The organism is Blautia sp. LMAG:36 (assembly GCF_008680535.1).
Classification (GTDB): Bacteria; Bacillota; Clostridia; order Lachnospirales; family Lachnospiraceae; genus Blautia_A; species Blautia_A fusiformis.
This window is the reverse complement of sequence record NZ_NALB01000005.1, coordinates 44,712-59,679: the sequence shown is the minus strand read 5'-3', so window position 1 is coordinate 59,679 and position 14,968 is coordinate 44,712. Positions and strand designations below refer to the sequence as shown.

The following is a 14,968-nucleotide window of genomic DNA, read 5'->3' as shown; positions in this document are numbered from 1 at the left end:
CTTCTATGCTTCCACATAAATCGCATCAAAGTTACAGTTATCCTTACAGGATCCGCATTTGATACATACGTCGTTGTTGATTACATGTGGATGCTTGATCTTTCCTGAAATCGCACCAGCCGGACAGTTCTTCGCACACTTGCCGCAGCCGATACAGAACTCAGGATTGATATGGAATTGACGGAGCGCCGTGCAGACCTTCGCACGACATTTCTTATCTACGATATGCTCTACATATTCGTCACGGAAACGCTTCAGAGTGCTGATGACCGGAAGCGGTGCACTCTTACCGAGTCCGCACAGGGCCATGCTCTGAACCATGTTTGCAAGCTCTTCCAGCTCATCCAGATCGGAAAGCTCACCCTTACCTGCGACGATTCTCTCCAGGATCTCAAGCATACGTTTGGTACCCTCACGGCAGGGAACACATTTACCACAGCTCTCACGCTGTGTAAAGCTCATGAAGAAACGCGCAACCTCTACCATACAGGTATTCTCATCCATAACAACCAGTCCACCGGAGCCCATGATGGCATCCAGCTTCTTAACAGAATCAAAATCAAGCGGATGATCGATCTGATCGTCGATCAGACATCCACCAGAAGGACCTCCGATCTGTACACCCTTAAATGCAGCACCGCTCTTAAGACCGCCGCCGATGTCATAAATGATATGACGGAGGCTTGTTCCCATCGGCACCTCGATAAGGCCGGTGTTCTCAATGGAACCGGTAAGTGAGAAGGTCTTTGTTCCGGGGCTTCCCTCTGTACCGATGGTGTGGAACCAGTCAGCACCCTGAAGGATGATCTTCGGTACGTTGGCGTAGGTCTCTACGTTATTGAGGACGGTAGGCTTACCCCACAGACCCTGCTCGACAGTTCTCGGAGGTTTTACTCGAGGCATACCTCTGTTGCCTTCGATAGAAGCAGTCAGGGCAGAACCTTCACCACATACGAACGCTCCGGCACCGCGATTGATATGTAAGTGGAAATTAATACCGGAACCAAGGATATTATCACCAAGAAGGCCATAGGACTCTGCCTGCTCAATAGCCATTCGAAGTCTCTGTACAGAAAGAGGATACTCGGCACGCACATAAATATAACCATCTTCTGCACCTACTGCATAGGCAGCGATCACCATACCCTCGATCATCTTGTAAGGATCACCTTCCATTACGGAACCATCCATAAATGCTCCCGGGTCACCCTCATCACCGTTACATACTACATAACGGACTTTTTCCGGCTGGCGTGCAACCTGTGACCATTTCTTGCCTGCAGGGAAGCCTGCACCGCCACGGCCGCGGAGACCAGACTTCGTGATCTCGTCGATAACACCCTGTGGGGTCATTTCAAAGAACGCCTTCGCCATTGCGGAAAAGCCGCCTACGGAAATATATTCATCAATGGACTCTGCATCGATCTTGCCACAGTTCTCAAGAACGATCCTTGTCTGCTGGTTCAGGAACGGAATGTCACTGGGATGTGGACAGGCCTCATCATTATGACGATAAAACAGACGCTCAACAGGCAGTCCGCAGATCACGGTCTTCTCTACGATCTCGCGACAGTCGTCTACCTGAACATGTACATACTGATAATCATAGGGCTCAATTCTCATAAGAGGACCAAGTTCACATAAGCCCTGGCATCCAGTCTTAACGATTCCTACATGAGGAACATCCTTCTGCATCTCAACCGCAACACCCTCGATTCCCTCACAGAGTCTTGACATTTCTTCATAAATCTTCTGAGCACCGGAAGCGATACATCCGGTACCGGAACAGACGAGAACACGGCAGGTATAGCCATCAAGATTCTTCTTAACCTCAGCCTGTTTGTTTTTCAGATCTTCCATACTGGTTATACTCATACGCTCTCACCTCTCAATTCATTTAAAAGCTCAACAGCCTTCTCAGGAGTCATCTTCGGGTGAACTTCATCATTTACAGTCAGTGTCGGTGCAAGTCCGCAGGCACCAAGACAGGAAACTGTCTCAACGGTAAACATCATATCATCTGTAGTATGCTTCTTATGACTCAGTCCAAGTTCCTTCAGCATTGCTTCCTTTACAGGCATGGACTTACGTACATGACAGGCAGTACCGTCACATACCTTGATGATGTACTTGCCCTTCGGCTCAAAGGAAAAGTTTTCATAGAAAGTAGCTACACTGTACGCCTTCGCTTCTTTTACACCAATCTGTTCCGCAACATAAGTAAGAAGCTCTCCCGGAAGATAACGGTACTCAGCCTGAATATCCTGCATGATCGGAATCAGTGATGCAGCTTTCCGGCCGTAGTGCTCGATGATCTCGTCCGTTTTTCTGTAATACGTCTGGTCTAACATTCGGTTCCCTCCTTGTTTCTCATAGATTTTCCACTTGATCAACCTGTTCCACTACAGGTTAATGCTTTAACACTCTGTCAGTGCCGCGCATTTATGCAAATCATTATTTTGCACTATTTCATGCCTTTAATTATAACTTATATGGTCATTTTTCACAAGCGGTTTTTTGCTTTTTTCAGAATATATTGAAATGTTTACAGTGGCTTACTGATTTTGTATCTATTTTCCATAAAATATGTTCAATTTTTAACAGCCTTGATAATAAAGATACAAATCTGCTCTTTGTTTCTGCCCCAAAACATTAAAGCCGGTTATTGATTTTATTTCTCAATTACTTTAAGATAGATAAAAAGTGCGTGGAAAACATTTAATTAATTTATTTTGTAAAGGAGAACATCTATGCGAAATCTTGACACACCAGTAAAACAGATCCGGCGAAAGATTTTTACCGAAATTGCTAAGATCGGATTTGAATCCACGGACGAATCAATGATCCATGATATCGAATCCATTCCCTACAATATTGTAGAGGAACGCGCGAAATACCGCGAAAGCATCTATCGTGAAAGAGCTGTTGCAAGCGAACGTGTCCGTCTGGCCATGGGACTTTCCCTCCGCCCGGAAAATCGTTCCGTCCACCTTACCGATGGCGTGAAGGCCAGCAACATTGACGAGAAATATTATGAACCACCTCTTATGCAGGTGATCCCTTCCGCATGTTCCGCATGCGAATCCAACAAATACGAAGTCAGCAACATGTGCCGCGGCTGTGTCGCACATCCTTGTTTACTCACCTGCCCCAAAGGCGCCATTTCCATGGTAAACGGAAAATCCTTCATCGACCAGGACAAATGTATCCATTGCGGAAGATGCAAAGCTGTCTGTCCTTACGATGCCATCGCCCATAAAGAACGCCCCTGCGAACGTGCCTGCGGTGTAAAAGCCATCGAGAGCGATGAACAGGGACGCGCCTCCATCAACCAGGATAAATGCGTATCCTGCGGCATGTGCATGGTCAGCTGTCCATTCGGAGCTATCTCCGACAAATCCCAGATCTTCCAGCTGTCCCACGCCCTTCGAGAAGGAACTGAGATCATTGCAGAAATCGCCCCCGCCTACATCAACCAGTTCGGCGAAGACGTCACCCCGGGCAAATTCCGCTCCGCCCTTAAACAGCTGGGCTTCTCAAACATTTACGAGGTAGCACTGGGCGCAGACATCGGCTGCATCTCTGAGGCACACCACTACGCCAAAGAAGTAGCCACCGGCAACCTCCCGTTCCTCCTCACTTCCTGCTGCCCGTCCTGGTCCGTCATGGCAAAGAAATACTTCCCGGCTATGATCGACAACATCTCCCAGGAGCTGACCCCGATGGTGGCAACTGCCCGGATCGTAAAAAAAGAGCACCCCCATGCGAAAGTAGTCTTCATCGGACCATGCGCCTCCAAAAAACTGGAAGCCATGCGACATTCCGTAAGAAGTGATGTAGACTTCGTGATCACCTTCGAGGAACTCTGGGGCCTGTTCGACGCCAAAAGCATCACCCCATCCACCTGCGAAGAGCTCCCGGAAGAAACCCAGGCTGCAACCGCCGCAGGACGAGGCTACGCCATCGCCGGCGGCGTAGCTGGAGCCATCGAAAACTGTCTGAAGGAATACTATCCCGATATACCAGTCCACATCGAACACGCAGAAAGCCTTGCCGAATGTAAAAAAGTCCTCACTCTGGCAAAAGCCGGAAAACTCAAAAACTGCATGATCGAAGGAATGGCCTGCCCCGGAGGCTGCATCGGAGGCGCCGGAACCAACGCCGGCTTCGCAAAAACCTCCAAGGCCCTCAAAAAATACGTAGACAGCTCAGAACCAAAACTCCCCTCACAGGAACTGGAAAACCTGGAGTTGAACTAAATACCCCCAATATATCGAAATACTTTTTAAGCATTATTAAATAAAAAACGGAGATGCAACCTAGATGATTAAAAATCCAGGTTACATCTCCATTTTTTATCAACCAGGACAGGGCAAAGCCCGCCTCCGTCCCTCATCCACATCCTTCCCCATAGCCAGACAACCTAACACAGCCAACGCACAGGCCCGGAAGGGAGTGCGGTTCTGTCTGCGGACGACTCTGCAGGAGGTGTGCTGGATCTTAGACGGCGGGACTTCTGCGTTATTTTTCAAAAGCCAGCTGTCTGAGCGGCAAAAAGCCGCGAGTTCTGGCTTTTGGAAAATGGTTTTAGCAGAATCCCGGCGCCTTAGATCCAGCCGCCGACGAAGCCCGGCCGCGGACAGAACCGCACTCCCTTCCGGGCCGTCCCGTTCGCCACTACCGTCCCGTTCGCCACCACCACTACTTCTCCACCGTCTCCGTACTCTCCGGCCAGGTATACTCCTCCCCCTTCAGCTCCGCCAGAAGACTCCTAAGCTTATATCCATAACTTCTCCCGGCGGCCCAACCACCGCCGTAAGGATTCTCCTGAATCCCAAGCCATTCCACATAAGGTGCACTCTCCCGGGTCACATACTGAAAACGGTTATCCACACAAGCCTGGTTCAGCTCCTCCGAAGAAGCATAAGCCTTCAGATGCTGCACCTGCGCCCGGATCCCCGTCCTTACATCAGGAAAAGAATTACCGGCAACACCACCACCGGTAGTTCCCAGCCCCGAAAAATTAAACTGCCCCGCACTGGCATCCCCACCAAACTGAAGCCATCCGGTCTCAAGCATGGCCTGCTCAAAAACAACCTCTCCACGGACGCCCTCCGCATCCGCTTCCTCTATCACAATCGTGCAAAACGTATCAATATCCGGTGCACCACCCTCCGTCAGGATGCCGGAAGGATACTCCACATTCTGCGCCTCATACTGCACTACCATATCCTCCGCATCCACTGTGGTACACCCCATGATCGTATAATATCCATAAGTATTATCTGTGGAATCATCCACAAAACCCTCTGTATCACTCTCTCCAGATGACTGAGGCTTCGAAATCTGACCCTCCATAGAATGATCCGCTTCCTCTGCCAAAACACCTGCAGGCGTTCCGAACACCAGAACGCCTGCAAGTACCATCATCCGTAAACAAAAACGATTTCGGAATCTGTACATATATAAATGATCAATCCTTTATTACTGTTATTACTGCGCTTTTCTCATTGCAGCTTCAACCACATGACCTACAAGAACAGAAGTTGTAACACTTCCTACTCCGCCAGGAACCGGTGTGATCGCATCAACGATTGGCTCAACTGCCGCATAATCAACATCACCACAAAGCTTGCCCTCTGCATTGACATTGATACCAACATCGATAATAGTCTGTCCCTCTCTGACATAATCAGCGCCGACAACACCAGCACGACCAGCTGCAACGATGACGATATCCGCCTCTTTTGCAACAGACGGCATATCAACGGTTCTTGTATGGCAGATCGTTACTGTCGCATTTTTCTTAACAAGCATCATGGCAGCCGGTTTACCAACTACAAGACTTCTTCCGATAACAACCGCTTTTTTGCCTGTGCAGTCGATTCCATAGTGATCAAGGATCTCCATGCATGCCTGCGGTGTACATGGCGGGAATCCGATCTTCTTGCCTGTAAATACACCAGACATGGAAAGATCTGTCATACAGTCAACATCCTTCTCTGCTGCAAGTGCATTCTCGATCACTGCCTGATCCAGATGTTTTGGCAGCGGACGGAACAGAAGAACTCCATGGATCTTGTCATCTTTGTTTACTTTATCGATGGTTGCAAGAAGCTCATCCTGGGAAACATCCTCCGGAAGAAGAATTTTCTCACATGCAACACCAAGAGTCTCACAGCGCTTTGTAGCACCTCTCTCATAGGAAATATCGCTTGGATTCTCACCAACACGGATAATGCAAAGTGTAGGATCTACACCTTTTGCCTGAAGCTCTGCAACGTTCGCTTTGATCTTTTCATTGAGAGCCGCTGTTACTTCTTTACCTAATAACTGCTTTGCCATTTGTCTGGTTCCTCCTATTTCAGTCTTCCGAGAACACTGTCAAATGTCTCGTCTGCGATCTTTGTATATTTCTCAAGCATAGCGTCTGCTTTTTTGTTTAATTCCTCTGCATACGCACGGTCAGCCATAGATTTTGTGTTAATGTACACATTCAGGCTTGCTCCCTTAAGAGCTGCTTTGCAGAATGCAGCACCTACACCAGCATCACTGATTGCAAGCTTAGAACCTTTTGCTCCGAACTCAACGATAAGTTCAATAGCCTCGCAGCATTTCTCCATGATCTCCATAGGAACAGAGCATGCTTCCTTGAGGGCAGCTTCCATTACTCGAGCCTTCTCAGCCTTCTCTTCTTCTGTCTCTCTCGGCATTCCGTAAGCCTTGGAAAGAGGCTCAAAAACTTCCGCATCTCTCTCGATCAGATGAAGGAAATCTTTCTGAAGCTGATCACATTTCTTTTTCAGCTCCCACATTTCATCTTCTACATCTGCATATTTTTTCTTACCGACAGTAAGGCTTCCAACCATGTTTCCAAGAGCTGTACCAACAGCAGCTACAAGGGCAGATGCACCGCCGCCGCCTGGAACCGGTGCCTTGGAGCTTAATACCTCGACAAATTCAGTACATGTACTGGTAGAAAATCCCATAGGACTCTCCTCCTTATATTCTTATTTTAGCACTCTTTAGAGCCCATTGGGGGCTTTATAAAAAGCCCCCTCCGGTTGTTTTTGATCTTATGTTCCGATTAGAAGAGACCTGTGATCTTACCTGTCTCATCTACATCGATCTTGGTTGCTGCCGGAACTTTCGGGAGACCTGGCATAGTCATGATCTCACCTGTCAGAGCAACGATGAATCCTGCACCTGCGGAAATCTTCAGGTTACGTACTGTTACCTCAAAGTCTGTTGGTGCACCAAGTTTTGTCTGATCATCAGTCAGACTGTACTGTGTCTTAGCAACACAGATCGGGCAGTTGCCAAATCCAAGTGTTTCCAGCTGTTTTGCCTGTTTCTGAGCATTTGCTGTAAGAACAACTTTCTTACCACCGTAAACTTTCTGTACGATGTTATTCAGTTTATCCTCGATGGATCCCTCAAGCTCATAAGCATATGTGAAGTCATTCGGCTCCTCAACAAGACGGATTACTTCCTCAGCAAGCTTCATGCCGCCTTCGCCGCCTTTTGCCCATACCTCGGAAAGTGCAACGTTAACGCCAAGCTCTTTACATTTTGCCTCAACCAGGTCAAGCTCTGCCTTGGTATCGGTCGGGAATGCATTGATAGCAACTACACATGGAAGTTTGTATACATTTTTGATATTGCTTACATGTTTCAGAAGGTTTGGAAGACCTTTCTCAAGAGCCTCAAGGTTCTCGTTGTTCAGATCTGCCTTCGGAACACCACCGTTGTATTTCAGTGCACGAACAGTAGCTACGATAACAACTGCGCTTGGATGAAGGCCTGCCATACGACACTTGATGTCAAGGAATTTCTCTGCACCAAGGTCAGCACCGAATCCAGCCTCTGTGATAGCATAATCTGCAAGTTTCATAGCCATCTTTGTAGCTGTTACGGAGTTACATCCATGAGCGATGTTTGCGAATGGTCCGCCGTGTACGATTGCAGGAACATGCTCCAGTGTCTGTACAAGGTTTGGTTTCAGGGCATCTTTCAGAAGTGCTGTCATAGCACCCTCTGCATGAAGATCACCAGCTGTTACCGGTTTCTGCTCGGAAACTTTACCATAGGTATATCCGATGATGATTCTGGAAAGTCTCTCTTTCAGGTCTTTGATGTCACTTGCGAGGCAAAGAACTGCCATGATCTCAGATGCAACTGTGATGTCGTATCCGTCTTCACGAGGCATACCGTTTGTTCTTCCGCCAAGACCATCTACTACATTACGAAGCTGACGGTCGTTCATGTCCACGCAACGTCTCCATGTGATCTTTCTCGGGTCAATGTTCAGGTCATTACCCTGGAAGATATGGTTGTCGATCATTGCTGCAAGAAGGTTGTTTGCCGCACCGATCGCATGGAAGTCACCGGTAAAGTGAAGGTTGATATCCTCCATCGGAACTACCTGTGCATAACCGCCGCCTGCTGCACCGCCTTTTACACCGAATACCGGTCCGAGGGATGGCTCACGAAGAGCTACCATTACTTTTTTGCCCATTTTCTGCATTGCATCTGCAAGACCAACGGTTGTTGTTGTTTTTCCCTCTCCTGCAGGTGTCGGGTTGATAGCTGTTACGAGGATCAGCTTACCATCTTTCTTGTCACTCTCTTTTAACAGATTGTAATCAATTTTTGCTTTGTACTTACCGTACTGCTCCAGATATTTGTCGTCAATACCTGCCTTCTCTGCAATCTGTGTGATTGGAAGCATTTCGCACTCCTGTGCAATCTCGATGTCACTTTTAAATCCCATAATGTTACCTCCCTTTAGGTATTTTTACAGTTTTTAATCCCTTAAAACTGCATCTCTATAAAAACAGGTCCCATCCTGTTCTTAACTATTTTTCATTTTTAAAGACATTTCAGAAATGCCTTTAAAGACCCAATGATAACGTCTCCCATAACGGCCATATCCTCAGCCGCAAAGGAAACCGGAAAATTATCAGAAAACAAGATCTGTGAGGACGGCGGAAATTCATCATCCCCCTCCCAGAGGATCATCTGAACTACATATCCTGGAAAGATCTCCACCTGGTATGCAATATCTCCATGATCCACGGGAACCGCATGGATGTGTTCCATGATTTCCTTGAAATCCTTAAGTCTGTTTCCGTATGTGAAAGCCAGGCGTTTGATGCACCTGCCATCAAACTGACGGAGATAAACCTCTCCCCAGGGCATTTCCCTGTATGTTTTAAACCTTCCGCTTCCCTGAGATACATTCCCGTTCAGCAGAAAACGGATAGCAAGGATCTTTGCATAATGCATTTCCTCAAGAGGATAAAATCCCGCATCATCTTCCTCATGAGTTACCTGAAAATCCGGCCAGGAAATATAATAAACGCTTCCCAGGAATTTCAGAGTCAGTTCTTTCTTCTCTTCGTCATAAGGAAGTGAAAGACGTCCGGCAATTTCTGCCGGGTCTGCCTTAGCGAACTCCTCTGTATAATGCTCCCAGGGCATTCTTTCTTTGCTGTCTTTTTCATAATTCAAGTCATTTATACTAAAAGCCATGTTTTACCTCTGCTGTTTTAGTCTGCTTTATCTCTTCTGCTGTTCTTCCATAACAGACGGAAACAGATTTGTGTCCGTATGCGGAATAAAGCATGCACCTACAAACTCATCCATATAGGTAGGAACTGTAGAAAGCTCCAGGTAAGTCATATTGGATGCAAGTTCGTATGTCTTTTTCTCTGCCGGTGTGGAATGAAGCATCAGATAAGCACCTGTAAGAGAAGAGTTACCAATATAGTGGAATTTCTCAAGAGGAATATCCGGGAACATTCCGATATGCACTGCATTAGACATATTGATCCCGCTTCCGATTCCACCGGCAACATATACGTCATCGATCATGGAAACATCGAAATCAAGAGAATTCAGCATAGTACGGATTGCAGAGAAAATAGCGCCTTTGGCACGGATAAAATTATCAATATCTACTTCTGTGATCTCAACATCCTTGGCAGAACCGGCTTCCTCTTCAAACGCGATCACATAGCTTCCCATGCCATAATGATCGTGACGGATTCTTTTGCCTTCACGAACAAATTTGCCCTTCGGATTGATGATTCCTGTCATAAAAAGTTCACTGATCACATCAATGATACCGGAACCGCAAAGTCCTACCGGTTTGGTTCCAGGTTCGCCTACAACCTTATATGTCGGTTCCATAGTTTCTTTATCAATGGTACATGCCTCAATAGCACCGTCTGTAGCACGCATACCGCAGCTGATATCTCCACCCTCAAAGGCAGGACCTGCGGAACATGCACAGCTCATCATAAAATCGGAATTACCGAACACAAGCTCTCCGTTAGTACCAAGGTCGATAAACAGAGAAAATTCCGGTCTGTTCCAGATCATACTTACCAGTGTACCGGCAGTGATATCTCCACCTACATAGCTTCCGATATTCGGAGCCATGATAATATGTGCATCCGGATTGATCTCAATTCCCACATCGGATGCAAATAAGGAATTTGTTTTGAAAAATGTAGGAATATACGGCTCCATGCGAAGCGGATCCGCATTGATCCCTGCAAACAGATGATTCATGGTTGTATTGGAAGCAACACACATCCGGTAGATCTGTTCCTCCGGGAAGTGAATGCTTCTGCACATCTCGTGGATCATCGGATTGATGGTCTCTTTGATCACTGCATCCTGAAGCTTCTTTTTTCCTCCAGGTTTCTGAGATTCAATAATACGGTTGATAACATCCGCACCAAAACGGATCTGTCCGTTTCCGGAAGAGCTTTTGGCCAGGATCTCTCCGCTTTCCATATTGATCAGAACTGCAGAAACTGTTGTGGTACCGATATCTACGGCAAGACCACCGATCACAACATCTTCTTTACTGTCAAAAATATCGTATACAAACATGTCGTTCGGTGTTGTACGAACCACACATTTCACTGAAAATTTACTGTTTCGAAGTACATCCGGAAGTTTTTTCAGCACGGAATAGGGAATTCTGATATGTTTAAGATTCATATATTTCCGCAGTGCCCGTGTCAGTCTCTCATTATCCGGCATGGTATCATCCAGAGATGGTTCCTCCATGTGTACTTCTATAACATCAAGACTGTTTGTAAGTTCTATGCCAGCCATCTCAACTTCATGCTTGGCATTTTCAAAAATAGCAATTTCTTCTTTTGAGCTTAAATCAGCCACTTTCATTCGGCTCTTATATGCGGATGCAATATCCGGAACAAGAACCTCCACATCTGCACTGATCTTGCTCATACAGGCCAGACGCCAGCCTGCGCCATATTCTTCATCCGAAATATGAAGAGTTTTCTTTGAGTCCAGTTCTCCGCTTTTTAACTGTACCCGACATTTTCCACAGGCTCCGTTTCCGGAACATGGTGCATCGATAGCCACATTGGCACTACGAGCAACCTCCAGTAAATTATCCCCCGCATTGGCAAATGCTTCTACCGTACTGCCATTTTCAAAAGCAAAAGTCACCTTAAACATTCGGCAACCACCTTTCTCGCCTCGTAAAAGTTATTCGTCTTCCACCTGTGGCGTTGGGAGTTAGACTAAACTATATTAGTAAAAAAGAGGCTGAAGGCCGAAGCCCCCAGCCTCTGAAACAGCGCTCCTGTTTTGTTCACACGCCAAATTAGATCTCAAGGTAAGAATCTGCGTAAAGTGTGTTACCCTTGAATACGTCACAGGATTTGATTGTCTCCATAAGACGAAGGTCGTTAGGGTTAACGATTGCAGATGTAAGACCATTCATCATAGCCATAGCTACAAGAGCAGAGTCCATGATCGGACGGATATGTTTTGGCATACCGTTACTGTTGTTGGAAAGACCGCCAGTGGAGTTCAGACCCATCTCGGAGAACATCTTGATTGCCTCAAGAACTTCCATCTGTTTGTCCTGCATTCCTTTTACAACAAGGAAAAGCGGATCAAACCAGAGATCCTCTGCTTCCATACCAAGGCCAAGACCTCTCTCAAGCATGTTCTGGCAGTGCATCATACGCTCGTCATTGTCTGATGCAACCATACCGGAAGAGCAAAGTGCGATACAGATCGCATCGTTAGCTGCTGCAAGGTCGATATTGGAAATTCTGTCTCCAGCATCTGCAGAGTTTACGATCGGTTTACCTTTGCTTCTGTTGTATACGGAAATACCAGCCTCAATAGCTTTCTGGTTTGTAGTATCCAGAGCAAGCGGAACATTGTCAAACTCAGACTGAAGGAGCTGTACTGCCCATTTCATAAGGTCCTCGCCATCGTTCTCAGCAGGTCCGATATTTACGTCAAGATATGTAGCGCCTGCATCAAGCTGCTGTTTTGCTCTTTTGATGATCGGCTCAGGATCTCTCTCAGTAAATGCTTTATTTACTGCCGGTGCTGTTGTTGAAAGTCTCTCCCCAATTGTTACAAATTTTGCCATACTCGTGTTCTCCTTTACATATTAGTAGGATATGGCTGTGCAGCAAACCTGCACAGCCGTTTATAACTGCCGGCGATATTGCCGGACAGCTGATTTCTTAAACCTTAAGTTTATGCATCAAGGTCTTTTAAGAATTTCACAAGCTGTACTGCTTCTCTTGGTCCTACGATGATCTCCCATCCAGGAAGCTTAGCCTCAAGATCGCCCTTAAGAACTGCTACTTTACCAGGAATAACCAGTCTTCTGCATTTAACCTTCGGCTCAACATTCTCTTTGATATACTCGGAGATGCTGTTTCCGGAGAATTTACCTGCTGCCCAGGATGTAAGTACGGAAAGTCCGCCTGCATCATTGATCACCAGGTTAAGCGGAACACCGGAACGCTCCAGCTCGCCAGATACTACGAAATATGTAAGAGCAAAGTCTACTGTTGTTACAACGAGAGAATTCTCGTCTGCTCCGTTCAGAGGATAAATGCCCGGCTCTACCTTCATTGGCTTCTGCGGGTCTGTAAATACGTTCTGACGAAGACCGAACAGCGGAAGTGCCTCTGCATATGTCATCTGCTCCATAACGATGATAGAACCATATTTCATAGTAAACATGGAAGCAAGTGCTGCCTGTAAATGTTTGTCACCCTTCGCAAGTTTAACAAGGTTAACGATAGAAGGATAACCAAATGTTCTGTCCTGATTCTTAAGAGCTGCACGACGAACCTGTACAGTATTTGCAAAGGTCTCTTTGATGTCAGCTCCTGTTGTATCAAGTACGAGATTCTTGTTGCCAAGTTTCTCAATAGCTGCTGTAGTATCATATAATTCATTGATGTCCTTACCGGATACACCGAGAACTACGCCTGCATCTGTAGCAACCTTGCTCATTGCCTCGTAGTTGGAAGCGTTTGCTCCGTTAAGAACCGGTTTGCCGTCCTTACATACTTCAAGGGCAGCTTTTGCGATCTCAGGATCTGTACAGCCAAGGATCAGTGTTCTTCCAAGACCTTTAGCCTTCTCTACAAGTGCTGTAAATTTTGCAGCATCTGCATTCTCATCGCAGTTTACATACACAAGCTCTACATGCATTCTCTCACCGATACGATCATAGTCAACGTGTGGGATCTCTGCAAGTTTTGCTTCTACTTCTTCATCACTCATGCATGTGCAAAGTGATACGGCATATCTTGTTTTGCTTACAAATGTCTTCTCATGTCTGAAAAGAACAGTCTCTCCACCAAGTGTAAACTCTCCATCGCCTGTTCCGATCTTGATAGTTTTCATTGGCGGTGCAGTTGCCTCAGAAAGAGATGCTAATGCATCCTCGGACATATGAGGACACTGCTCAATTTTCATAGCGCCCTGTGCAACTTTCATAGAGAAAGCCATACATGTAGGGCATCCACATTCCTTACAGTTTTTCTTTGGTGTTAATTTAAAGATCTGAATACCATTCAGTGCCATAGCTCTTTATCCTCCTATTTATTACGCAAGTGCTTTGATCAGCTTGGAAATTGTCTTAACAGATTCCGGATGTCTTAAGATAACTGCATCAGAACCAGCTGCAAGATCAGCTGCTGCTGTCTCAACTTCCATGTCGATTCCACGCTCGTCCTGTGGTCCCCATGCCGGCATGTCTGCTTCAGAAGCCATTGCCTCTTTAACATTCCATGTCTCAGCGGATACAGGTGTAATAATAGGCATCTGCAGCATGTTATCATTCTGGCCTAAAGCGGCACCTTTGATACGGTCCATAGTAGATACTACGTACTCATATCCATAACCAACTGCTGCACTACCGATATTCATAACGATCTTCTTTGCATCTACACCAAGCTGTGTAGTAACAACGTTAAGCTGTTTAGCAAGGTTGATATCAACGGCAGACTCAGCGCCTACGATCTGATTGTAAGCAAGACCTGCTGCTGCACCGATCGCTTTGTAGTTCTCCTCTTTCTCGGAAAGGATCAGTGCATTTCTGCCCTGAAGAGCCTCTGCAACCTTCGGAAGGAGCTCTGCATCCTTCTCAACATTCTTGCAGCCCTCTACAACCAGTGGACAGTCAACTGCATCTGCAACTTCTTTAACAACTGCGATCAGCTCATCGATAGATTTGTTAACACCGTTCGGGTCGCCGCCCTCAAGAATAAGTGCAACAAAGTCAGCACCCTCCATAGCTGCAGCTTTCTTAGCAATGTCAGCCATTGTAGTAGCGCCTTCATAGTAAGCTTTGATACCTTCAGATACGCCCTCAAGACCCATATCAGAGATCTCTACACCGATCTTCGGGCAGTTCTCTGACTCTGCGTCAAAGGAATAAAATGGGAATGTACAATCCCCACCAATTGTCACAGTCTTATCTCCGCTTCCGATTGTGACAGCATTAATCTTTGCATTGAACTTTTGTGGTTTCTGATTAAACGGCATTTTTCGTTAGCCTCCTTAAAAATAATAATTAAAAACTACAGAGCTTCTTATATTATACTACATAGCACCAGTTATTGGCAAGATGCAGCACTATATTTCTGTTAAAAAATCA

The 14,968-nt window shown here is 46.3% G+C and carries 12 protein-coding genes; 1 reads left to right on the top strand and 11 read right to left on the bottom strand.

Features of this window, described 5'->3' with window-relative positions; genetic code table 11:
- Positions 1 to 3: 3 nt before the first annotated feature.
- Together CCC17_RS06320 and CCC17_RS06315 are read right to left on the bottom strand one after the other, a co-directional pair.
- A complete protein-coding gene (locus CCC17_RS06320) occupies positions 4 to 1,875 on the bottom strand; it encodes an NADH-quinone oxidoreductase subunit NuoF (RefSeq protein WP_118369163.1) in 1,872 nt (623 codons plus the stop codon).
- Positions 1,872 to 2,351, bottom strand: a complete 480-nt coding sequence (locus CCC17_RS06315; RefSeq protein WP_015525285.1) for a complex I 24 kDa subunit family protein — start codon at positions 2,349 to 2,351, stop codon at positions 1,872 to 1,874. The genes CCC17_RS06320 and CCC17_RS06315 overlap by 4 nt, the downstream gene beginning before the upstream one ends.
- Before the next feature lie 399 nt (positions 2,352 to 2,750).
- Here CCC17_RS06315 and CCC17_RS06310 point away from each other — a divergent pair, with 399 nt between their 5' ends.
- Positions 2,751 to 4,259 (top strand): 4Fe-4S dicluster domain-containing protein, encoded by a 1,509-nt coding sequence (locus CCC17_RS06310; protein ID WP_287082751.1) that lies wholly within the window; start codon positions 2,751 to 2,753, stop codon positions 4,257 to 4,259.
- 442 nt (positions 4,260 to 4,701) lie between these two features.
- Here CCC17_RS06310 and CCC17_RS06305 read toward each other — a convergent pair whose 3' ends face one another.
- From CCC17_RS06305 to acsD, 9 genes are all read right to left on the bottom strand, one after another.
- Complete coding sequence (locus CCC17_RS06305; RefSeq protein WP_330577300.1) at positions 4,702 to 5,463, bottom strand: glucosaminidase domain-containing protein; 762 nt, start codon at positions 5,461 to 5,463, stop codon at positions 4,702 to 4,704.
- A 30-nt stretch (positions 5,464 to 5,493) separates the two neighbouring features.
- Positions 5,494 to 6,345, bottom strand: a complete 852-nt coding sequence (locus CCC17_RS06300) for a bifunctional 5,10-methylenetetrahydrofolate dehydrogenase/5,10-methenyltetrahydrofolate cyclohydrolase (RefSeq protein ID WP_015525289.1) — start codon at positions 6,343 to 6,345, stop codon at positions 5,494 to 5,496.
- 14 nt (positions 6,346 to 6,359) lie between these two features.
- The gene (locus CCC17_RS06295; RefSeq protein ID WP_021651423.1) at positions 6,360 to 6,989 is read right to left on the bottom strand and encodes a cyclodeaminase/cyclohydrolase family protein; all 630 of its coding nucleotides are present in this window, start codon (positions 6,987 to 6,989) and stop codon (positions 6,360 to 6,362) included.
- Between the two features lie 98 nt (positions 6,990 to 7,087).
- Positions 7,088 to 8,773, bottom strand: coding sequence for a formate--tetrahydrofolate ligase (locus tag CCC17_RS06290; RefSeq protein ID WP_138277590.1), 1,686 nt, complete (start codon positions 8,771 to 8,773; stop codon positions 7,088 to 7,090).
- Positions 8,774 to 8,871: 98 nt separating this feature from the next.
- A complete protein-coding gene (locus tag CCC17_RS06285) occupies positions 8,872 to 9,534 on the bottom strand; it encodes a DUF3786 domain-containing protein (RefSeq protein ID WP_022427073.1) in 663 nt (220 codons plus the stop codon).
- Between the two features lie 27 nt (positions 9,535 to 9,561).
- Positions 9,562 to 11,502, bottom strand: coding sequence for a corrinoid activation/regeneration protein AcsV (acsV, locus tag CCC17_RS06280; protein ID WP_270855637.1), 1,941 nt, complete (start codon positions 11,500 to 11,502; stop codon positions 9,562 to 9,564).
- Positions 11,503 to 11,650: 148 nt separating this feature from the next.
- Positions 11,651 to 12,436, bottom strand: coding sequence for a carbon monoxide dehydrogenase/acetyl-CoA synthase methytransferase subunit (acsE, locus tag CCC17_RS06275; protein ID WP_015525295.1), 786 nt, complete (start codon positions 12,434 to 12,436; stop codon positions 11,651 to 11,653).
- A gap of 110 nt (positions 12,437 to 12,546) precedes the next feature.
- Positions 12,547 to 13,893 carry an acetyl-CoA decarbonylase/synthase complex subunit gamma gene (acsC, locus tag CCC17_RS06270; RefSeq protein ID WP_015525296.1) on the bottom strand — a complete coding sequence of 449 codons (1,347 nt, stop codon included), beginning with the start codon at positions 13,891 to 13,893 and terminating at the stop codon, positions 12,547 to 12,549.
- A 21-nt stretch (positions 13,894 to 13,914) separates the two neighbouring features.
- Positions 13,915 to 14,856: an acetyl-CoA decarbonylase/synthase complex subunit delta gene (acsD, locus tag CCC17_RS06265; RefSeq protein ID WP_015525297.1), complete on the bottom strand. Its 942-nt coding sequence runs from the start codon at positions 14,854 to 14,856 to the stop codon at positions 13,915 to 13,917.
- Positions 14,857 to 14,968 lie beyond the last annotated feature (112 nt).